This window comes from Mucilaginibacter sp. OAE612 (assembly GCF_041806395.1).
Classification (GTDB): domain Bacteria; phylum Bacteroidota; class Bacteroidia; order Sphingobacteriales; family Sphingobacteriaceae; genus Mucilaginibacter; species Mucilaginibacter rubeus.
The window spans coordinates 4,194,648-4,216,970 of the sequence record NZ_JBGMUW010000001.1 but is presented as its reverse complement, the minus strand read 5'-3'; the positions used below and the strand labels follow the sequence as shown (position 1 = coordinate 4,216,970).

Below are 22,323 nucleotides of genomic sequence, written 5' to 3'. Positions count from 1 at the left end.
GCGTTACGTCTACCCAACAGCTTGCGGTTTGTCAATTTGAACTAAGCGTGTAATGCAAGTCGTCGTTTTTGACAAGGTGCCAGCCGTCCGCCAGATCCAGCACCCAACCGTCACCCTCTAAGCTCCGGGCGGCCAGATCCAGCTGGCCGCTTACTGATACGCTTACGATGTGCCAATCTTTGAGCAACATTCCGCCTTTATTTACTTTGAGGTGTCCCCAGTTATCTTTAACTTCACCCGTTGGGTAGATGGTACCGTAAGTGCCGAGGTCGAAAAGTGTGTTGGGGTTGAAGATCACGCTCATTTTGACCAATGTAATGCGCAGCACCGGCCTTTGCGTAAAAGTTTCGGTATAGGCGGCCACAGTTTCCAGACGAATGGTTTCTTTGTGTTGTTCGGATGATCGGATGACCGTCCCATTATAGATCGATTCGTCCGGCGCGTTGCTGGCTTTGACCTGGTAATAGCGGCTGATGAGGTCCGGGAAATCAGCATTGGAGTCGATCTGCTGTGTCCAGTGCCTCGCTTTTTCCTGTAAGAGCAGGCCATAGATTGGCCCGGTTAGATAGGCAAAGGAACGGATCAGCGACTTTCGGTTAGCGGCCGTATCGATCTGTGCATACAAATGCGGTCGCAGATCGCTGCGGCCAAGCGATGCGCCTGTGTATTCGGCCAGCCCTTCGTTCATTTCCAGCATACGTTCATTGGCAAACGCTTTGGGAAACAATCGTTCCCGGTTTTGACGGAAAGCTAAAGCATTAGCCAGGTCTGTTTGCCTGCGATTGACCGGTTTCTGCAGCGCCGTTTTAAGTGCTTGCAGCTCCAAAAAGAAATATATGCGTCCCTCCATAGTGCTTAAATGATCGGCGGTCGGGCTTTTAGCGGGGAAACCGATCTGTTCCTGGATGCGGTGAAAAGATTCATGTAACAGCAGGTTAACCCGTTCATTGCGGCCTTCCGGCAAAGGCCATAATAGCACCGACCAGCTGCGGCCGCCCCACTGAATGGACGTATTGGCGACCATCACATCTTTTGGCAGCGAACCGACATAAATCCCGCTATCTGATTTCAGTATTCCAGCGCTGTCGGGCATATTGGCGTAAGTGAGCCGGCTTTGCTGATCGACAAAGAGCATCGGGCCGTAGAGCGGTACTTTCCATAACTGTTGTTTTTGAGCGGCGGCGGCCACTTCCTTGAAATAGGATGCAGCCAAAGGCACCTGTGCAACAGCGGTACCGGCGAAAAACAGTAAACAGATCAATAGCTTTTTCATGGCACCAAAATAATGGCTTGTTATGAGCGGGTGCCACGTTATTATACCAATGGTGCTAAATTTTATACGAGCGGTAAGACGCCTTTGGCTGATGATGCGTACTTTAGACTATGCGTAAATTTGGGGTGCATGCGGGCTTTTGGCTGGTGTTCTTTTTGATCTGGGACCGGCTTTTGTATTTTTATGTCAATAACGAATGGAACCGGCTGTATTTTTCGGCCCTGGATACCGGGCTTATACTGCTGACCTTTTATGCGATGTATACTTATTTGATGCCCGATTATTTTCGGCGAAAGAGTCTGGGCAGGTTGATCATATTGTCGGTTTTGCTGGTGTTGGTTTTGGCGGCCCTGGCTGCGTGGATCATGGGGTTGCTGTTGCAAAACATGATCGTGCCCATCCATTTTGATTTTAGCTGGACATACAAGGATATGCAGTATAACCGGTTGTTCATGGCGTTTTTAGGTGTACTGGCTGGTATATTCGTTAAACTGGCGCTGGACCGTTTCGAGTTGCGGCGCAGTTTAGCGGCGCTGGAAAAAGAACGCAGCGCGGCGGAATTGACCTATCTGAAAAACCAGCTAAACCCGCATTTTCTGTTTAATTCACTCAATAGCCTATACAGCCAACTGGAACTTGGAACAGGTGATCCGAAGCAGACGTTGTCGGCACTAGCCGATATGCTGCGGTACCAGTTGTATGATTCGGGGCAGGACCTGGCCTCTTTAAATAAGGAACTGGCTTATTTAGCCGATTATATCGCTTTGCAAAAGATGCGGATGGATAATTGCGCGGTCACTTACGCCGTAGCCGGCGATATAACAAGTCAGGGAATCGCGCCGCTTTTGCTGATCACCTTTGTAGAAAATGCATTCAAGCACGTTTCCGATAATTTGACAAAAAACTTTATTGATGTCCAAATTCGGATTAATGAAGGTCAACTCGATTTCAATTGCCGGAATAGCTACGAAGCCGGTGTTACAGGCAAGGGAATTGGCCTGGGCAATGTACGTAAGCGCCTGTCGCTGATCTATGGCGGCCGCCAGCAATTGCAGATCAGGCAAGAGAATAATGTTTACGAGGTAAAATTATCGCTATGCTTAAAGTCCTGATCGTTGATGATGAACCGCTGGCGCGGCAGCAACTGGAAGCCTACGTCAGCCGCCTGCCCTTCCTGCAATTGGCGGGGGTGGCACGTAATACGGTGGTAGCAAACGGTATTTTGCATAGTACGCCGGTCGACCTGATCTTTTTGGATATCCAGATGCCGCAAACGAGCGGAATTGAATTTCTAAAAAGTCAGGAGATCGTACAGCAAGTCATCCTGGTCACGGCTTTTCCCGAATACGCGATAGAAGGTTTCGAACTGGCAGTTACGGATTATTTATTGAAGCCGGTGACTTTCGAGCGTTTCACCATGGCCTGTGAACGGGCTCTGGCCAATGTCAGCGGCCAGGGTCATGTGAATTTATTAAAACAACAGCCTGGCTATTTATATATCAGATATGATCAGCGCCTGCAAAAGATCCGCATTGCCGATATCCTGTTTATAGAGGCGATGGCCAACTATGTGCATATAGTTTTAGGGGATCAAAAGTACACGGTCTATTCCAGCTTAAAGGGTTTGGAAGCTCAACTACCGGCCGGCGCTTTTGTCCTGACCCACCGGTCTTTCTTAGCGGCGGTCAGTCATATTGATAATGTGGGCCGGGCAGAAGTCTTAATCGGCGAACATCGCCTGCCACTCAGCCGTTCGCAGCGCAAACTCGTGCAGTTGCTTATTCTTAAAAAAAACGTCATCAGGTCAAAGCGCTGATTAGCGATCAGGGCAGCCACTTATTGATGCTCTTATTGATCTGCATACCTCTCAACAAAGCTCATAAACATGATAAACGCTATTTGTTTTTCCAGACCAAAGCATGAGTTTGGAAACAGTAGCTAACCGCTGAATTCATGCATCTACATTTGTTTATCGTTTATATTTGAAGAATAATTACCTGTTACCGCATGTTGCATATCACCGGAATAATTATTTCCTTGTTTCTTTCCATCCTTCTTTTTACCAAAAAAGGTAAATCTGGAGCAGATTTGCTACTGGCTTTCTGGCTGCTATTAATTTCATTGCACCTGGTCACTTATTATCTGTTAGCCACAGGAAAGTTCATCGAATTTCCTTATTTATTGGGTGTTGAAATTGCTTTTCCGTTTATTCACGGCCCTTTTTTATATCTGTATACCTCCCTTCTAACGGGAAAGAAAATCACTAATCTAAAGTTCGGTCTTCATTTTATCCCAACATTATTAGTATACGTGGTATTATTAAAATTCTTCCTGTTACCTATAGCTGAAAAAATTCTCGTTTATGAAAATCAGGGCGCCGGTTATACAACCATATTAAAAATCATCCATTTTGCCGTAATACCTTCGGGAGTTGTATATATCGTGCTTTCGTTATTGTTGTTAAAAGAACATCGCAAAATCATTTCAAATCAGCTTTCCGCTGTAGAGAAAATCAATTTAAATTGGTTAAGCAAGCCAATGATTGGTATGGGCCTGATCTGGCTGTCTGTTCTTTTTGGCAACGATAGGACTACTTTTACCTGTGTCGATTTATTTATCCTGTACATTGGCTATTTTGGTGTGAAACAGGTGGGCATCTTTACCAATAAAATAGATGAGCAGCCACTCCCTCATGAAGAGATCGCATTCCCGGTCAAATATCAGAAATCAGCCATCGGAGAAGTGCTTTTGTCAGAGATACATGCTGAGCTTTTAAAACTAATGGAGCAAAAAAAACTCTTTAGAGATCCGGAGTTAAGTTTGAACGAACTCGCTAAACAGTTGTGCGTGCATCCAAATAGCTTATCCCAGGTTATCAATACTCTGGAGCACAAGAATTTTTACGATTATATCAACGCGCTAAGAATAAATGAGTTTAAAACAATCATGCTTTTTCCTGAGAATCAAAAGTTCACCATGCTGTCACTAGCTTATGAAGTTGGTTTTAACTCGAAAACTTCCTTCAACAGAAATTTCAAAAAGATCACAGGATTATCGCCAACAGCGTATTTAAAACAACATAAAATTCGGCTCCAAGTCACAATTTAAACAGCAAATAAGTGCCACCTTACAAAGTGGAACTATTTAAATGCCAACAAGACACATCTTTGTGCATAATGTTGGTCAGGCTTATGTTATGAGTTGCCTGTCTGGTTTAAATAGATTAATTGAAATGAAAAAAAAGATCTTTTGGATTCCGTTTGCTGTATTGTCTGTCCTTATTGGGCTATATCCGCTTAAATATCTTTTAAATGCGGGGAAAATTGGGATATTAAATGGCAAACCGGACTGGCTCTTAAATAGTGAAACCTGGAAGCTTTCCTTTTATACACATATTGTTTTGGGCGGAGTGGCATTACTTATCGGATGGATCCAGTTCAATAAGAAGCTCAGACTCCATAAGCCTTATGTTCATCAATTCATCGGCAAAATATATGTTGTGTCGGTTTTACTAAGTTCCTTTTCGGGCTTTTATATTGCCCTGTTTGCAGACCAGGGGCTGTGGGCTTCACTTGGCTTCAGCTGCCTGGCTGTAATTTGGTTCTATACTACCTTGATGGCTTATTTAGCAGTTAGAAATAAACAGTTTTTAAGACATCAAAATATGATGATCTATAGCTATGCAGCCTGTTTTGCAGCTGTAACACTGAGGATTTGGTTACCTGTTTTAATTATCATTATTGGTGACTATGGCACATGCTATATTATTGTGGCCTGGTTATCCTGGATTCCCAATCTGTTTGTTGCTTATTTAATTGTAAAAAGAGCAGCGTTCAACAATATTCTTATCGCTAAATCTTAAATCATTACATCTTGCCTCCAGAATGTCCAATATAATCGATCAAAATATCAAATCCACGCCTGTACTTAAATAATCGTGATAGCGTTCTTTGTCAAATTTGTAAAGCCATGGAGAACGATGCGCCCCTATTTTTTTGTTTCTTTCAACTTGATCAGGATGCCGTTTTTCATTAATTTCTTCGTGATCACCGCGTTCTGGAAAAAGAGTGCAGTGTGTTCTGTTACACTTTGCTATTGTTAAATAGCTGATTTAAAATTTTTGAAACTATTATTCAACCAGACAACTCATTGACCTAATTCGCACGGAACAGCATGGTCAAGTATGACCGAACGTCCAGCTTGATATGCCAAGGGGACCAGAGCCGGCCGATCCCGCTGCTGGCACCGGTAATAACGAATACTTTTCCTTCAATCCCTTTTTTCATGATCTTTGTATCCATTAAGGCAAATTTCCGGAATCCGCTGATTTCGGATGTAGCCGATCTGGTGAGATGTGTAGCCGGTCTGGCAGCAGGACTAAGGATAAAAAGGAAATAACAGCGTGTTTTCTGCCATCCCCTTTCTAAACGTAGGTTTTGTAAGCAGAACCAAACAGGCTTTGACTTATACGCCTGGCGCTTTAGCGAACGGAGTTCCTGTTATAGCAGGGGGGGGATGCCTATAATTCCGTAACAAATCCGAATATTGACAATATAACCGACCATTTTATAGTGTTGGTCGGACCGGCAATGATTCAAACGGAAATTTTATCCGGTTTATCGATAACCAGACAAGCCGCCTGTCTGCAGGAACCAGTTCAGAAAACAAATTATATTGTAACGCGACCACTGGTGTTATTTCGGGGAAGAAGTCAAACGACTTATGGAAATGACCCGCATGGGCTGCTTATAGAGTAACTCAGTCAGGAAAAGTATTCATAAATAAAAAGTATGAAAAAGATAATTTTGATAATCGAACGTGCTTTTTGTTCAATAAATCTATTTGGACAGCAAAGAGCATTTAATGAGGGGTGCGATTTCCTAAAAAATCCGCAGTATAAAAATGGCTCTGATACCGTGACTGTTTTAGGTAAGCTGACCGAGCTGAGTAAGGTTAATATCTATGGGGATTTGATGAAGCTCGCAAAGAAGACAAACACGGACATCAAAGACTATAATACTGGTATTGTTATTCAACCGGTCAATTGCGGTAAAGAATATTTGGTCGCGGCATACCTGAAAAGTCTTGGAAAAAACGGCATTTCATTGATGAAACCGGACGAGAACATAATACTCAAATTTAGATGTATTATTTTCGAAGGCTATTTCAGTGGCATCCAACCTTTATTCATTGTTGATAAGGTTTCTAAACCATGATTTATTAAAAAGCATTTTGTTGTCCCGCCGATAAATGGAAATAACTCTAAGATTCTTTAGATTGATAATTAACTAATTAACATATTTATTTATAAGCCGCCGCCAATTGAAATACCCGGCGTCTGATAAATGAGTGCCGTCAATTGTTAAATCAGGATCTATCTTGTTACCTCTTAAAAATTCGGAATAAAGGTCGATAAAAGTTACAGCTCTCATTAAACAGATATTTTTCGCTTCTTTATTGTACCTGACGATTTTATTATTCAAACTGTCAATATTAGTTGGCAAAACAGACTGTACATAAACACCCGTATTGGGAGATTTATCCTTTATCAGATCTAGCATTGAAACCAGGTGGGCTTTTACCGTATCCATACTTATACCGTATTTAAAGTCATTTACACCAAACTCAATAAATAGCTTTTTAGGTTTACGGTATATCAGTTTGTTTATCGCCTGGATGCCGTTTTCAGATATACTCCCGGCAAAGCCCATGTTTTTAACAAGTGGATTACTGAACTCATATTTAACATTAAAGTCTTCCGTAATGCTCGTGCCTAAAAATATAATTTCTCCTGTACCCGCTTTTGACTTCAGAAAATCAGCCCAACGTTCATCTTTGGTTATAACGTGATGAAAAAGCGATTGATGACTGTAATAAAACCGTTTGCCAATAAAAAATAATACAAATATGATATTGAGTGATAAAGAAACTGTCGCCAGGCCTCGTTTGAATCGATTATTAAACATTAATGGTATATTATTATAAACGAAGATATAATTTATTACATTTTTATGCATCTAATCGCTATTATATTTAAGACGTTCGACGCTGTCTTCGTTAACGCGGGCATTTGAAAGATACCTCCTGTACTTATACCTGAAAGCTTTGATGCAACGCTGTTTTTACTTTGTCCATATCGCTTGCCAGGATATCGTATATTTCATCATACTGATTGCACAAATCAAATATGCCTACGCTGTATTGACCAAGATACCGCTCGCTGTCTTCTTCGCTATCTGCGGCCCGTAATTTACTCCCGATATCCAATATCTTCAAATACAGCTCATGTGATTTATTATTGGCGGCAATCAGTTCATCATAGGATAAAGTGACATCGAAGTAAAGCCCGATAAGGTTATGCCTCCAGTTAGCGACATTCATTTGTTTTAGCCGGGCATCAGCTTCCGCTAAACTTTCTGTCATCGATTTATAACTTGCCTCGCTTCGTTGTAGATTTCTACCCTTCCATAGTTGAACGCTTTTTTTTAGGATAGACATCGTTTCGCCAGTCACATAATAATAATGCTCCGCTATCTCGACCTTTTTTGCCCTGTAATCTTTCTTAATTTCAATATCAGCCTTTCTTTTATCACCAACGTAAGCAAATAAGCCAGTTAAAGCTTGTGTTATTAAAGCGCCTGCAAGACCTGAGAATGCGCTGACAATTAGGGTTGTGTTTTCTGCCATGTTAATTTATATGTTTATTACAGATGAGCGAATGAAACGTTTCGGCGTTTTGATAAATTTCGCTGACTTCGGATATGATTTTCTTAATTAAAACTACCATTATAAAATAGCAGATGAATCGGCGACTGATGGTTACAATGCCGGGTAAGCCAGCTTTGGTGAAACAATTGTTTAGCCGTTTGGTTCAAATTCATATAATCAACGGCTAACGGCCATGAGACGGCACCAGATTCCTCAAAAGCAAATTGACATTATGCGGCGGCAGTTCATACGAGGCGATGAAACAGGCTACCGGATCGCAAAAAAACTGGGCATTTCGACGGTTACTTCCTGGAGATACATGACTGAGTTTAAGCGCATCAAAGCAGCTTACCCGGAAAAACTAAAAAATATGAAGTTTTTTATGCCTGAAGAAGCTAAGCAGCATAGAATGACTCCATTGTATGTTCAATTTCTCAGAGTTTTACCACGTCTATTAGCCGACGAGGTACCTGGAGTGAAAGCAAAACCCGTTTGGAGGAAATACCGAAAGTTATACCCTGAAGGCTACGCCTATTTACCGTTCACTGAATTATTTTACATATGGATTAAAGAAAACGATGTGCCGGGAAAACCTAAGATAATTCAATCTTTACCGGAGAAAGACCTGAAGGTTTTGAAAAAATGGAAGCGTTCGGCAATTCGAAGGAATTGGCAAATCGCTACTACGCTGCTCATGGCGCTGGAAACTTCCTGTTACAAGGATATCACTGATAAAACAGAGGCAACATTTCAAACGATAAAAAGCTGGATCAGTACCTACGAAGAGAAAGGTTTAAGTGCATTTGCGTTGCCTAAGCACAAAATCTTTCCTACCGTAATCAAGCGGATGAACGCGCGTGCCGGCAAGGTCATCAAATTGCTTCATGAATCTCCGAAAATGCACGGGTTGAACCGTACCAGCTGGACTATAACTGCTTTGGCAGAGACCTACGAAAAGGTATATGCTGAGAAAATCTCCTGGGGTCAAATATCTTATACGCTCAAACAAAACGGGTACCGTTTTAAAAAGTCGCGGGACATGCTCACTAGTCAAGACCCTAAGTTCCGCGAAAAAATCAACAGATTGCAAAACGTCCTGAGGCGTTTGAAGAAAGATGAAAAGTTCTTCTCTATCGATGAATATGGCCCTGTTGGCGTTAAAATCAAAGGTGGCCGAATGCTAAAGAAAAAGAACGAAGACTATCAAATACCGGATAAGCAGAAGCACAAGGGCGTGGTGATATGCACCGCCGCACTCGAGTTATCTACTAATCAGGTAACCCATTTTTATTCCACCAGGAAAAATACCTTCGAAACCATGAAGCTCGTCGAGATGCTGATATCTAAATATTCGGATCAAAGGCGTATTTTTCTTTGTTGGGATAACGTAAGTTGGCACCGGTCAAATATCCTGCTCGGGTTTATCAAAGAACATAATAACCAAAGTCGTCCGCTGGTGGTGCCGATGCCCTTACCCTCCAGTGCCCAGTTCCTGAACGTGATTGAATCTGTTTTTGGCGGCCTCGCAAGAGCTGTTATACACAACAGTAACTATGAGGGTCTTGAAGATTGCAAGGCCGCCATTGACAGGCATTTTATGGAACGAAATGAGTATTTTAAAAACCACCCGAAACGTGCGGGTAATAAAATATGGGGTAAAGAGCCCGTAGCGCCCAGGTTTTGTGAGACGCAGAAGTGCCGGGACAGAAGAGCGATGCGCGGTGCTGATCAAAAGTAATAAGCCTGTGGAAATTGTAATTTTGCCGCACCTGCGCTACCTCCTCCGATTTAACTTACCAGCGATAAACACTACTGGCAGTGCCTTAGTTGGATATTACGGCAGGCTTGACCATATTGTTCCGCGCTTTTTAGAGCAACGAGTTGTGTTAATGGATTTCTAATTTAGCAATCTAAGGGAAGAAGATAGCATAGTCAGCGTGTAACGGAATGCCCTGTCTTATTTTTCGGAATGAATTGGTCAACGGTTCCGGAATATCCGCCTGCTGGTACTGATTCTTCCAGTTTGTACGGTAAAAACGTCAATCGGTTCGGACCATATTCCTTAAAGATCACCTTACCTTCCATGTCTTTAAGTTACATAAAATCCGCCTTAAAATATAAAAAGCCGGCTTATGAGACAACCTCTACATCATTCTTCAAACTTCAAATTCGCGATGAGGTCGCTGAAGTATTTCGGCCCCCAGATTTCTAAAACGCTGTCATCTGCAATGAAGCGTACCACATCATCCTTTATGCTATCGAAATCCACGCTGTTGATCCTGTCCCGTAAGCGTTGCAGAAACTGTTCTTTGGTGATCGTTTCTTCTGTCCAGTTACCGCTGTCTTTCGCTCGCAAAAGGAAGTGCCCCAGGTCAAGTTTTACACCTTTACGGATATACCATTCCAGGTCGTACCAATCCCTGCCTTTGACCCGGTTCTGCCATTTGCGGAACAACAGCGCATGCATCTTTCCTGCAAAAAGGCTCGGCAAGGTAAAGGTCTTCGCATAAAAGGAAAACGGGCGGGTCAGCAGCTTTTCTTCCGTCTGAAAGCCGAGCGGAGGCTCGGTATCCACCTCGATCTTTATCTTCAGGTCCGGCATCATCTTCAGGCCGGTCTGCGGTACCACACCTTCGAGGACAAGCTCTTTCCAAATGGTATCAGATTTTAAAAAAGCCGATTCGACGTTGGACCGCTTCGCCTTACTCTTTTCATTAATACTAACCTGTATGCCGAGCGCCTCGAACTCTGCCTTAATGGCATCGAAATAAGGCTCCAGTGAAAATTCAGGATCGGCAGCCAGAAGCGAAAAGTCCAGGTCTTCCGAGTAACGGTTAAGCCCGTAGAAGATGCGGAGTGCCGTGCCGCCGTAGAAAGCGGCTTTTTCAAAAAAACCTGCGCGGCTGAGCCCGGCTAATGCGATCTCCTGCATGATCTCGCGCATGGCGTCAAATGCCTCCTGCTGATTCTGCGCGTTATATGTTTTCAACCAATCTGCTATCATAGAGTACTTAATGCCTTTGTTAACATCTTTAAACTGTTTCGCTTGGGCGCATCGGCAATCCAGGATGCCAGCATTTGGTTATTCAACCCCCTCAGGCGATCCTCATCGATACGCAGGTCTTCGGTCAAAAAGGAAATCGCCTGCGCCGGGCTGCGGAGCTGGATGCCTGGTGTCATCACGATCTTATCGCAGATTGCCTTTTCCGGTGAAGCGATCAACACTACCTGCTTTTCCGATAAGCTTACATTCTTGATCCCAAAAGTGTAGTATGGCAGACCTGCATGCCGGTAAGTGAACCTCCCAGCCTTCGTGCGGTACTTCTTGGATAGCTTCGTGGTGACGGAGCTGATCTCGTAAACCTTTTCCGGTATGAAGCCCCAATAAGACAGTGCGGTTTCAAATGAAACGTAGCTGGGCCCCCAGAGATGATTGGCGATCAGTAGGGGTTCCGGCTTGGCAATCCTGCTCTTCCGGCCCGGGATGTACAGGCCATTCTTCACGCTGGTCAGTTCTTCGCTCTTCAGCAATTCACCGATCTTGTCATTAGGCCGTTTGTAATCCTTTAGTAAGGCGAGCATCAGCTGTCGGGTAAGGGGTTCCTCTGCGTACATTTCCAACTGTTCCTGAAATTTCATAATGTGAAATTATGAATAAATAATCGGATTTATTCCGTTTTTTTATTGATAATTTTACAAGTAGTGTTAATGTGGATGAACCACTACTTATTGAGCCTTGTCGGCCAATTTGACTTTTACACTGCCAGGCAGGCTTTAGTCGATTCAGAACTGATTGCAAATATGACGGAGAACGACCTGAAAGTGCTGAAGGAAGGAATGTTAAGATTTGAAAAAGCCCTGGAGAAATACCGGGGAAATGAGTTGATGCTACGGGGGATCGGACGAGCGAAGGCTGCGTTAAAGTTTTACGATGATGCTGATCTAAAACTCGAAATATCAAATCCGTCGCTTGCACATCGCCTTAGATTTACGGATGATTTTGGAGATATATCTCTGGAGTTCATCCTGAAATTAAAGCTAAATAATCAGGAATATGTCTCTTACTGGAGCCAGCTAAGCGACGCAGAGAAAGCAATCGCGAGGGCTGATGAGTACAACTATTTCAAGAACTGGTACAATGAGAAAATTGATACTATAGTACAAGGTTGGAAGGACTGGGTTGATGGAGACAAAAACTTTGGATATAAGATATATGAATTGCAAACCTTAGCAGAGATGGAAGTAAAATACAAAGCTGGATTTAGGCCGACTACTAAAGGAGAAGCGGGTGACGCAATTGCCACTACGGGGCCGCTTGCCGGCAAAAGCTTCGACGCTTTCGGAACACCCGCATCTGCTTTTGAATCAGATAGGTGGAAATTTAAATATAATAGGTCTTTAAAAGAACTGAATGAAGCAGTTGATGTCCATTTTGCAAAAAATAGCAACACCTCAATTAGGGCGGCCACCGTTGGATAAATTTATCCTCGATTTTAAAAATTACAATGATGAATTGAGAAAAATCGTGTTGGACAGAATTTATGACCCGACATACCCATATAAACAATGGGTTATTCCTGAACATTTTGAAATTATAAACTAAAAATATTATGGCACGAGAAACAATACTGAAATACAATGAAAAAGGTATTTGGATAGATCAGGATTTTGTCCAAGTATTAAGCTACTTTATCTGCAAAGCTTTTGAAATTAAAGGTTTAGATACCTTTCCGCCAAATTTGAAAGGAATTTATGACGATTGCTATTACAACAGAAATGGCGAAAGCGCAGGGATGGTTAATATATTATTTGATGATTCAATAACCGGTCTAGCGGAAAAGGATGCGCTATTTGAAATATTCCAAGATGCCAGAAGTTTGGTATCCGCCTACGGAGAAGCCATCAGTGTAAATATTTTAAATCAATTTGAAGATTTAAAAACTTATCCGGAATTTAAATCATTGTGGACTATTCCAATAAAAACCCAGAGTCTGATAACGACCTTAAACATTATCGAGCAAATGATAGACGGTACTTTGCAACCGTCACTGACTTCTATTTATTATTCAGGGTTTAATAACCCAGACGGAGTGCCTGAGGTTTAACATGCTAAACAATCTATAATGGTTAACTAATATGGCAGAGGAATCAAATATTATTTACAAGGGAAAGGGATTTTGGATACCCGAGGGGTTTATAGAAGTTTTAAGCCAATACATTTGCGAAACTTTTGAAAATATTGGTGTCAATACATTTTCAGCAAACCTTAAGAAAATTTATGGGAGTTGTGATGGGAACAGATCCGGTGGTTATTCAGGTATGGTTTCTATTCCCTTAGACCAATGCATAATTGACCAAACGGACAAGAGTGATTTTATTCATGTATTGGACAAGGTAAAATCATTACTTCAATCTAAGGGCACTAAGCTTAGTATAACCATTCTTAACCAGTTCGAAAATAACAAAATAGACCCATACTTCATTGACCGGATGGAAATTTTTATACGTTGGATAATTTTACCATGTTGTTGAGGCAGATTTCCTTGCAAGGAAAAGCAACTACCATAACGAAGAATTTACCGGTTACTGACGGCTTGGGGGTTGACAGTAAATAAAAGTGGTTCGAGCCCGGTTTGGGGAAGGGGCAAGATACTTTTGGTGTTACAAAAAGACATCTTGCTGTTGAAGAATCAACGGAATTTTGGATTATGTTTTTACCTTTTTTGTATGTTTTAACAAAGTATAAAGTTCGTTTTTAGATTATCATTTATTAATTACAATCTGATAAAATTATATGTTTAGCATTTTGTAGTGCCATTAACGCAATATTCTGCTTTTCTCCAAGAAGCAAAAAATCCACATATATTTTTTGTGCCAATCTTGGCCGCCACTGTTGCTTTTGGTAGCTTCTGTAGCAGTACTTTCGGGAACTATCACAATAAAAACTTCTCGCACTTCATTTTTGGTAATTTGAAGCATTTGGCTGGCTAAATAGCTAAATTGCATTTTATGGATTATACAGCAACAGGAAATTAATTTCTCGTTGCTCTTTCTTTAGTCCAAGCCCGAGATTGTCTAATACTCGGGTTAAACTTGCTGGATCTTCTGGCTGAAAGGAAAATTTAATATCAAATTTGTCATGCTGGTTGGTTTCATTCACTACAGATAGATTTCTAACACCATAATTTTCAAGGTAATCGGCAAATTCATCCATGGTAATTGCCTGTTGATCAATCTTTCCGTGGCTCGAATTATAGGTTCTGATGTTCGAAGTATTGAGCGGTATTCTCCTTAATTTTCCTAAATCTGTTACCGTAAGAACGTAAACGTCCTTGAGTTTGGATTCTATTTTCGCTTTTAGGTCGAAGCGATTTAAAAGCTCCTTTTGTAAGGTAGGTAAAAGATCCGCTTTATTCTCAACAATGAGGTCAAGACAATAGCTTGGTTCATTAATTGATTTCTTACTACAATCGATTATCCGGTTACTGGAAAAGCCGCCAAAAGCAATATTATATAATGTTTGTATTGATAAGTTGACACAAAATAACCTTCTTCCATTAAAGATACTATCAGAAAAGTGAGTGGTACTTACTGTTAAGGCCCCCTTGATTTCAGTTTGCATTATAAACCTGTTTTTAACCGTATCTTGTGCGAAGAAGTATTGTTTAACCAATTCTTCCGGTCCACTCAGATTGTCTTTTTTTTGAGGGATATGCACATGCCTTTTGTTCCATAAACTATCTATGATTCGTCCGGATATCAGTTCAGGACTGGTATTGGCAATTAACTTTCCGTCCCTCCCGATGAGTACCGTGTGCGGTATGATGCGATGAGGAAATATATTTGCTATCGCGCGATCAGTATCTATGGCAAACCATAAATTGGAAGGCTGGAATCTTAAGTATTGCATCGTCCGACTTACCGTTTCGTCGGTCACTGCGATTATCTGTAACTTGTGCGGATACTTTTTTTGCAGCTGTTTTAAATGGGACATAGCATCGATACAAGGGGCGCACCATGTTGCCCAAAACTCAATAATCACAATTTTCCCTTTTAGCTGACTAAGCCCAATACGGCGAACAGGCGCATTCAGAATAGTTTTAAATTTCAGATTTGAAGTTGGTCCGATATTTTTAGCGATGATCAAGGTGCAATTGATCAAAAGGATTAACGTTAAGACCATTTTTTTCATAAGTATTTTGTTTCTCCAAAGGACGGTTGAATTGCTTTTGAGGCAGGTTAATCCAGGTTAATTAAAGTTAATTAGAGTTAACGCCGTCCGGAATATAAAAAAGGGATGCTACATTTATCGCTATGAAAAAACGTATTGTTTTGATTTTGATATCCATGTCACTATGTGTTGCCGGCATCACCGGACTGCAACTGTTTTGGAACTATCAAAATTACAGGAACACCGTTAAGACCTTTAACCATGATATTAATGATGCGCTAAACACCGCTGTAAACAAAGAGATCGATCAGAGACAGCAAAAGATCATCTCAGTATTTAAACAATGGTTAGCAGATACCTCGTTTGTAATGATCACCTGTAATATTGATAATCGGAATAGTATAACCGCTTTTCATATAATGGATTCACATCCGTATTTGAAAGGTGAAAAAGGCATCACACTGAGTTTTATAGATTTTAAAGAAAAATTAAAGCAAATCACGCCATCGGCCAAAGCATATTTTATTGAGCGCTTTAGCAATACCAGGCTACGAAGTGATTTGATAAATGGCGATGTTTATTACTATACGCAGCGATTAGGAGATAGCTTATCTAATATTTACGCTAAAAGTAAGTTGAATACTGTCTCTCTATGCGAATTGTATAAAGCAGAACTTTCGTTAAAAGGCATTAACACTTCATTTAATTTAACCAAAGCAGCGTCAAATAATTCAAATTTATTTCTGACAAATCAAGTAAATGCCGCTTTGCGCAGGCCATATCAAAAGGAACTTATCCAGGCGGCGTTTCAGAGCCCAGGTGTCTATTTTATCAAGGAAATGAAGTGGATTATCATCAGCTCCTTTTTACTTATTGCAATCACTATAACATGTTTTGCATATACCCTAAAGACGCTCTTGTCGCAACACAAATTAGCTGAATTAAAAGATGATTTTATCAATAATATGACCCACGAGATAAATACTCCTGTATCTTCAATAAAAATAACAACAGAAGCATTAAAAACCTTTGACCTTGATCAAAGAACACGAAAAGAATACTTGGATATTATTAGCTATCAAGCCGAAAAATTGACCACACTAACGGAGCAAATATTAAATATAAGCAAGCTTGGTCAGGTAAAAACGGAGAGCAACACCCGTATTGAACTTAACAAGTTGATTAGAAACGCAATTTACGATATCGGTCCTCTCGATAATGATAGAATTATCAATTTTCAACCCGTTCATCAGGAAATATACATCTGGGGAGATGCTTCGAGTATACTGAACTCTTTTATCAATATCATAGACAATGCTTTGAAATACAATGAGGGCATTGCTTCAGTTGACATTAAATTGTCTTCTAATAAAAATACAGTTGAAGTGATTTTTACCGATAACGGGATTGGTATTCCGGTAGAATACAGGGACAAGATCTTTGATAAATTTTTCAGAGTCCCCAAAGGTAACACGCACGACGTGAAAGGATATGGTTTAGGTTTAAATTATGTAAAACAAACTATTGAACAACATAGAGGCTCTATTGCTGTTAGGGCAAATGTGTCGTGCGGAAGTATATTTACTATCAGATTACCTTTGATCTAATGGAACAAACTCATATACTGTTAGTAGAGGATGAGCATTTTTTGGCCAAGGTAGTCAAAGATAGCCTGGAACAGCGAGCTTTTAAAGTTACTCATGCTGCAGACGGAAGAAGAGCTTATAGCTTATTTCAAAACAATATCTTCTCCCTTTGTATAGTAGATGTCATGTTGCCATATACCGACGGGTTTACGCTTGTTAAACAAATCAGAGCTTACAATACCCATATTCCCATATTATTTTTAACCGCCAAAACAGCTACAGAAGATATCGTTGAAGGGTATAAAAGTGGAGGCAACGACTACTTAAAGAAGCCTTTTGGCCTGGAGGAACTTTTTCTCAGAGTTAATGAGTTGTTAAAAAGGGGAATCATTGAACGTCAAACGAACGAGGAACAATTGTTTATTGGCGAGTTCATATTATTCCCCAATAAACAATTGTTACAATTCCGGCAGGGTACAGAGCAAAAGTTATCCTTTAGAGAAACCCAGCTACTGCAAATGTTGTATGATCACAAAAACACGTTATTGGAAAGAAGAAAGGTCTTATTAACTATCTGGGGAGATGATAGTTTTTTTAATACGCGTACGATGGATGTATTTATAACGAAATTGCGTAAACATTTAAAACAAGATGCATCTGTGGAGATCTTAAATATTCGGGGCATGGGGTATAAATTAATATGTTGAGTTCATAAATTAAACCGTCACACCGGCTGTGTACGGATTTCGGCATTTGTTATAGGTGTTTTTCCTGTTTTAAATCGGTGTTTTCTACATTTTTGGTCTTGGGCCTTTCATCTTTCGATTTCCCAAAGATAAAGGCGTAAGCTAAAGCAACTCCTCTGCCCAGGTAATAACTATTACCTGAGTATACAAAGCCTGCTCCGTTCCCATTAGAAGATTGATTGATCTTATTGATAATCGGGTTTGTCAACTGTATCAAAAATGATGAGTTCTTATACTGATACCTGGCCATTACATCCATAAAACTACTATTTCCCGATTTTCCTTGCAAGTAAATATAGTTCCCTAAATAGTTAGCAGACAAATCAATTGATAGCCTTTGTGAAGCGTTCAACGTGAGACCCGTATTTATATCTTTAATCAAACCTTTATTAGTTTGTGATCCATCAGTGATATAATAAGGTTTTAAACTACCTGAAAAGTTCATATATAACTTCTCTTTGACAATAGGAGAATTCAAACTGAAATAGCCTTCCAATGAATGTGATTTTGAGAAATTTCCATAGAAAGTATTAATTATATAAGATTCAACATTTCTTTTACTGCTAATCAAATTTTTACCTTTAACATAAGAAAATGATAAGGAAAGATTGCTGCTGCCCAGTACAAGATCATCTTCCAAGCTTGCAGTTGTAAAAACTTCATTGACTAATGCCGGATTTCCTGTTACTGTGTTTAGCGGATTATCCTGATTGATAAAATTACTTAATAAAAAGAAGGCTGGCCGGCTGATGCTTTTTCTGTAAACCAGTTTAATCGAATGATTTTGGGTAAGATCATAAGTCATCAGGACATTGGGAAGTATATTGAACGTTGAGTTTTGATTGCCATTAAACTGGTTATTGGTGTTTTCAAAACGTGTGCCTATTCGGATGTAGATTTTTTTTTGACTCTTACTTAGTGAAAAATAGCCGCTTGCTATCGTTTGATTAAAGTGAAGTTCATTTCCAGGTATATCATTATATATTGGAGAAAGATCATAGAGCCGATCAATGAATTTACCGCCGAATTCGGTTTTAAGCCCTCCTTTGAAAGAAAGTCCGTAATCAAGTTGTGATGTAAACTCTTTGTTGGTCGTTACAGACCGATTATTAAAGTAAGTCGATGGGCTATAAGATTTCAAATCATAGTGATCATGGCTTATATTTAAGAGATTAGAGAAACTAATCTTTGAAGATTTGCTGATCTTTCTAGCGTAATTTAAATTCAGGCCAGTGTTAAAGTCATTGCTGTTGGTTATGTTATTTGAAATTAAGATGGCTTCGTTCGGCAGGATTTTTGAATTATATGAGGAGTTTAATTTATTGCTTTGAAACCCAACTTTTGCACCGACACCCAAAAACTGGTCTTTAGGAAGCGTCCATTCTGTAACATAATTTACCAGGAATGAAGGTGCTTTGTTTTTGGAGACCATCTGTTGCCTGGTATTGAATACGGTATCCTGAAAAAGTGTAGTTTGATTGTCATTCCCGGCGGTGACACGATCATACGAAAGATCCACATTTAGATTGGTATTAGTCAATTTACTGGTATTGGAATAGGATGCCCCGATCGAACTTGACCTGGTGCCAAGCCTGGAGAAAAACGACCCGCCCTGAAATCTATCGTCTTTTTTAAATACGACATTGATAATACTTTTAAGTGTTCCGTCATATTGTGCGGATGGTGAAGTGATTAACTCAATGGAATCAATTCTGCCGGCAGGCATTGATCTTAAATCTTGTATCGTTAGATTGCTGGGATTGCCATTTTTCAAGATAATATAGTCTGTATTTCCCTTAATTAAAAACTGGTCACTGGTCACCGCAATAAATGGGATATTCTTCATCACATCTATAATCTTTTTCCCCTTTGCTGCCTTTGAGGTAACACGGTAAACCATTCTGTCGTGTTTGTTCTCGATAATCGATTTCTCAGCCGTAATATGAATATCGGCTAACTGAGTTGTAGCTGATTGTAGATTAACCTGGATGCTAGTATCTCCTGCCAGATGCAGTTTTTGGGAATATTCCTTATAGCCGACATATGTGATCTTTAATACCTGATTGTGCCCTGTATAAAACTTCAGGTCAATATCTCCGTTCGGGTCTGAAAACCCATTTAAAGACTTTAATGAAATTTCATCGGTTAGTATAATACTAGCCGAAGCTATAGGGGATTTTAAAACAGAATCTTTTATCGTGATTTTAATATGCCCTTGCGAAAAGCAAGAGGTATATGTCAGTAGAAACAGAACGGTGTTAAATAAGAGATACTGCAGTTTCAGTTTTTTCATATAGGTAAAGAGCGAATCCAGCTAGTAATGTAAAGGAGATATTGAAAGCGATATGAACAGGATAATCCATTCCACTTAGAATTCCCCCGCAGGCACAGGGCGGTTTTGAGTATAAGGTAAATAGCATAATTAAATAGGTGCTGAAAAACAACATCAAACTAAAGGACACCCATAAAAGCACATGCTCCAACTTGGCTGACAGGATCATTAGAAGCCCTAGTACGATTTCAAACAACGGAGCACCAAAAGCTAAATAAGGTACTATAAATGAGGGTAATAATGGCGATTGATACATCTGGGACGCAAACAAGCTTACATCGGTTATTTTATAGGTTCCCGCATAAATAAATAATATGGAAAGAAGGTATTTGACAACAGTGATATACTTAGTTTTCATTGTTTAAAAGTTTAGAGAGGTCGTAATGAACAATGTTTTTCCCATAACAAGCATATAATGTTTTGTTATCGGCGATAGCGAAATCTGATGCATTCTCACCTGAAAACCTGGGCAAATAGAAGCTGTGTATATATTTCCCGTCCTCGTTAGCGTATACATCAATCGTGGAGTTATCTTTAAAATCACTTTGAGATTGATTTTCAGAACGTACATAGCTTAAAATAAATAGGCGCGATTTGGAAGAGAAAGCACAAGGCCTGATAAAATTTGCGTCAGGGCTGAGATAGAATAAATTATTCTCTTTAATGATCTTTAGCTTCTGGTTCTGAAAATCAATTGGCTTGAATTGATATCTGATCCTGCCACTGGAGTTAAAGCAAAGGATATGATCATCATAAAACGGAACGAAGAAATAGCTGTCCTTCTGTTGTGAAATAGTCCATAAACCGGAATATTTCATTCCCGACCCCGCATCCTTTGAAAATAAAGACCGGTCAACGGTGTCACGATTATGATCATAGTCTATATAATGCACCTGCATCGAGGCATTGCCCAATACGCTTTCTAAAAAGATGAAAGAGTTATTTTTTAACTTAACAAAATAGGTAATGGGAAAACTAAAGTTAAGACTGCTTTGTGATGAATCCTTTGCATTAAAGAAGTTGATCGTTTTTGTATTAGCCTGATAATAATATAAACTATCATGTTGCACATAAAAATTAATTATCGGTCTTTTATCAACACTGTATTTCGCAGGAATGATGATCTGCTGCTTGCCATCTTTATTATATTTAACGATATAGGCACGCTTGTTTATCCATAAATTATTTTTATCCGCATAAATACCGTCTGAAACTTCCGCTGCTCCTAATTTTATAGTATCCAATGCAGGTATTTTTTGAGTCACGAAAGTCCGGTGGAAACTCCCCTGTAAAGCGCTTTTTTTTGTTTTAAAATATAATGCAACAAGAATAATTACCGGGATAGCAATAAATAAGTACTTTTTTTTCATTCAACAATGTTAGAATAGATGAAAAATGCCTTGGAGGACTAACCGCTATTTTGATGTCCAGAATCTCGTCCCGAACACTCGCTAAAAATGTCAATCGCTCCAAGACATCTTAAATGGGCGAATTCTGTTTTTAGTTAGCCGGGGCCTTAGTGTAGTACATTGCTCCAAAAACATCTTTACAACATTGGTCTTTACCTCCTCCACATTCTGAATTTCCACAAGCAAATGAAGTGTAAACGCCTAAGCAACAAGCAGCTGCAAACAGTACGATTTTAAGTTTCATAAAAAGAATTTATTTTGTTTGTGCCTACTCTATTTATGATTTTCGGCTTCCTCATTTATTTTCAATATTGTGGTATTAATTACCTTCAGTAAAAGGCTCAAGAGAGCCATTATAGGTTAATATATGATTAGTTAACCGGCGGCTTTTGATAGTAAGTAATACCATCCACTGTTCTACAACAAACATTTGCCCCCGGAACAGGGCACTCACTGGCACTACACGCCAAAGAGGCATATGCGCCTATGCATAAAGCAAAAGAAAAGACTGCTATTTTGAATTTCATAAAATTTGAATTTGTGCCTACTTACTTTTTGTGGGTTTTCGGCTTCCCTGATAAGCTTTGAATTATTTACTATCTTCGATTCCTTCCGTAGGGAAGAAAATCTAGTTTACTGGCTTTTTAAGATAATAGGTAGCGCCAAAGCCATCCTTACAGCAGAAGTCGGGACCTCCACCGCATGTAGATTTACCACAGGCGAATGAAGAATAAATACCTAAACAACAGGCAATTGAAAACAGTGCGATTTTAAGTTTCATAAAAAAATAAATATTTAGTTATGCCTACTCTTTTAATGATTTTCGGCGTCCTCATTCATCGTATTTTCCGCAAAAAATGGCGGTCTACTAATTCTTATTCATAGCGATTCCATTAGGCACAAAAAGTCCATTTCAAATAATATCATAATTGAGCACCTTATTTACTTGTAAATAATAAGACTTTTAGAAAATAACTGAGTGAATTTAGGATGCGTGAAGAATAGCCCTCTCATATGCTATTTCGCATCCCTTACATCAATACCCCCTTGTGTTGGCCAAGTGGAGACAAAGTGAATCGGCTTAGTTATTTTTATAAA

The 22,323-nt window shown here is 39.9% G+C and carries 20 protein-coding genes; 11 read left to right on the top strand and 9 right to left on the bottom strand.

Annotated features, from left to right (window positions below):
* Nucleotides 1-31: 31 nt before the first annotated feature.
* On the bottom strand, nucleotides 32-1,273 hold the full coding sequence (locus ABID99_RS17620) for a hypothetical protein (protein ID WP_373614585.1): 1,242 nt from the start codon (nucleotides 1,271-1,273) through the stop codon (nucleotides 32-34).
* Between the two features lie 110 nt (nucleotides 1,274-1,383).
* On the opposite strand from ABID99_RS17620, the gene ABID99_RS17615 reads away from it, so the two are divergent.
* The 5 genes from ABID99_RS17615 to ABID99_RS17595 all read left to right on the top strand — a co-directional run bounded on the left by ABID99_RS17615 (nucleotide 1,384) and on the right by ABID99_RS17595 (nucleotide 6,489).
* Nucleotides 1,384-2,385, top strand: a complete 1,002-nt coding sequence (locus tag ABID99_RS17615) for a sensor histidine kinase (RefSeq protein WP_373614584.1) — start codon at nucleotides 1,384-1,386, stop codon at nucleotides 2,383-2,385.
* Complete coding sequence (locus ABID99_RS17610; protein WP_373614583.1) at nucleotides 2,370-3,089, top strand: LytR/AlgR family response regulator transcription factor; 720 nt, start codon at nucleotides 2,370-2,372, stop codon at nucleotides 3,087-3,089. The genes ABID99_RS17615 and ABID99_RS17610 overlap by 16 nt, the downstream gene beginning before the upstream one ends.
* A gap of 221 nt (nucleotides 3,090-3,310) precedes the next feature.
* Nucleotides 3,311-4,381, top strand: a complete 1,071-nt coding sequence (locus tag ABID99_RS17605) for a helix-turn-helix domain-containing protein (RefSeq protein ID WP_373614582.1) — start codon at nucleotides 3,311-3,313, stop codon at nucleotides 4,379-4,381.
* Between the two features lie 124 nt (nucleotides 4,382-4,505).
* On the top strand, nucleotides 4,506-5,135 hold the full coding sequence (locus ABID99_RS17600) for a DUF2306 domain-containing protein (protein ID WP_373614581.1): 630 nt from the start codon (nucleotides 4,506-4,508) through the stop codon (nucleotides 5,133-5,135).
* 928 nt (nucleotides 5,136-6,063) lie between these two features.
* A complete protein-coding gene (locus ABID99_RS17595) occupies nucleotides 6,064-6,489 on the top strand; it encodes a hypothetical protein (RefSeq protein ID WP_373614580.1) in 426 nt (141 codons plus the stop codon).
* Between the two features lie 72 nt (nucleotides 6,490-6,561).
* Here ABID99_RS17595 and ABID99_RS17590 read toward each other — a convergent pair whose 3' ends face one another.
* A complete protein-coding gene (locus ABID99_RS17590) occupies nucleotides 6,562-7,239 on the bottom strand; it encodes an SGNH/GDSL hydrolase family protein (RefSeq protein ID WP_373614579.1) in 678 nt (225 codons plus the stop codon).
* A 124-nt stretch (nucleotides 7,240-7,363) separates the two neighbouring features.
* The gene (locus ABID99_RS17585) at nucleotides 7,364-7,960 is read right to left on the bottom strand and encodes a hypothetical protein (protein WP_373614578.1); all 597 of its coding nucleotides are present in this window, start codon (nucleotides 7,958-7,960) and stop codon (nucleotides 7,364-7,366) included.
* A 214-nt stretch (nucleotides 7,961-8,174) separates the two neighbouring features.
* Here ABID99_RS17585 and ABID99_RS17580 point away from each other — a divergent pair, with 214 nt between their 5' ends.
* The gene (locus ABID99_RS17580; protein ID WP_373614577.1) at nucleotides 8,175-9,719 is read left to right on the top strand and encodes an IS630 family transposase; all 1,545 of its coding nucleotides are present in this window, start codon (nucleotides 8,175-8,177) and stop codon (nucleotides 9,717-9,719) included.
* 411 nt (nucleotides 9,720-10,130) lie between these two features.
* Here the strand turns inward: ABID99_RS17580 and ABID99_RS17575 are convergent, their stop codons facing one another.
* Entirely contained in the window at nucleotides 10,131-10,985 is an 855-nt protein-coding gene (locus tag ABID99_RS17575) for a nucleotidyl transferase AbiEii/AbiGii toxin family protein (RefSeq protein ID WP_373614576.1), read from the bottom strand.
* Nucleotides 10,982-11,620, bottom strand: coding sequence for a hypothetical protein (locus ABID99_RS17570; protein ID WP_373614575.1), 639 nt, complete (start codon nucleotides 11,618-11,620; stop codon nucleotides 10,982-10,984). Before ABID99_RS17570 ends, ABID99_RS17575 begins: the two co-directional genes overlap by 4 nt.
* 75 nt (nucleotides 11,621-11,695) lie before the next feature.
* On the opposite strand from ABID99_RS17570, the gene ABID99_RS17565 reads away from it, so the two are divergent.
* From ABID99_RS17565 to ABID99_RS17555, 3 genes are all read left to right on the top strand, one after another.
* A complete protein-coding gene (locus ABID99_RS17565) occupies nucleotides 11,696-12,460 on the top strand; it encodes a hypothetical protein (protein ID WP_373614574.1) in 765 nt (254 codons plus the stop codon).
* Between the two features lie 131 nt (nucleotides 12,461-12,591).
* Entirely contained in the window at nucleotides 12,592-13,086 is a 495-nt protein-coding gene (locus ABID99_RS17560; RefSeq protein WP_373614573.1) for a hypothetical protein, read from the top strand.
* A 31-nt stretch (nucleotides 13,087-13,117) separates the two neighbouring features.
* Complete coding sequence (locus ABID99_RS17555; protein WP_373614572.1) at nucleotides 13,118-13,513, top strand: hypothetical protein; 396 nt, start codon at nucleotides 13,118-13,120, stop codon at nucleotides 13,511-13,513.
* A gap of 475 nt (nucleotides 13,514-13,988) precedes the next feature.
* Here ABID99_RS17555 and ABID99_RS17550 read toward each other — a convergent pair whose 3' ends face one another.
* Complete coding sequence (locus ABID99_RS17550; protein WP_373614571.1) at nucleotides 13,989-15,173, bottom strand: DUF3738 domain-containing protein; 1,185 nt, start codon at nucleotides 15,171-15,173, stop codon at nucleotides 13,989-13,991.
* Nucleotides 15,174-15,295: 122 nt separating this feature from the next.
* On the opposite strand from ABID99_RS17550, the gene ABID99_RS17545 reads away from it, so the two are divergent.
* Nucleotides 15,296-16,759: a sensor histidine kinase gene (locus tag ABID99_RS17545; protein ID WP_373614570.1), complete on the top strand. Its 1,464-nt coding sequence runs from the start codon at nucleotides 15,296-15,298 to the stop codon at nucleotides 16,757-16,759.
* On the top strand, nucleotides 16,759-17,445 hold the full coding sequence (locus ABID99_RS17540) for a response regulator transcription factor (RefSeq protein WP_373614569.1): 687 nt from the start codon (nucleotides 16,759-16,761) through the stop codon (nucleotides 17,443-17,445). Before ABID99_RS17545 ends, ABID99_RS17540 begins: the two co-directional genes overlap by 1 nt.
* A 49-nt stretch (nucleotides 17,446-17,494) precedes the next feature.
* Here the strand turns inward: ABID99_RS17540 and ABID99_RS17535 are convergent, their stop codons facing one another.
* From ABID99_RS17535 to ABID99_RS17525, 3 genes are read right to left on the bottom strand one after another with little or no spacing between them, the layout of a single operon-like run.
* Nucleotides 17,495-19,777 (bottom strand): outer membrane beta-barrel protein, encoded by a 2,283-nt coding sequence (locus ABID99_RS17535; protein ID WP_373614568.1) that lies wholly within the window; start codon nucleotides 19,775-19,777, stop codon nucleotides 17,495-17,497.
* Nucleotides 19,743-20,174, bottom strand: coding sequence for a MauE/DoxX family redox-associated membrane protein (locus ABID99_RS17530; RefSeq protein WP_373614567.1), 432 nt, complete (start codon nucleotides 20,172-20,174; stop codon nucleotides 19,743-19,745). The genes ABID99_RS17535 and ABID99_RS17530 overlap by 35 nt, the downstream gene beginning before the upstream one ends.
* Nucleotides 20,164-21,186 (bottom strand): hypothetical protein, encoded by a 1,023-nt coding sequence (locus tag ABID99_RS17525; protein ID WP_373614566.1) that lies wholly within the window; start codon nucleotides 21,184-21,186, stop codon nucleotides 20,164-20,166. The genes ABID99_RS17530 and ABID99_RS17525 overlap by 11 nt, the downstream gene beginning before the upstream one ends.
* Nucleotides 21,187-22,323 lie beyond the last annotated feature (1,137 nt).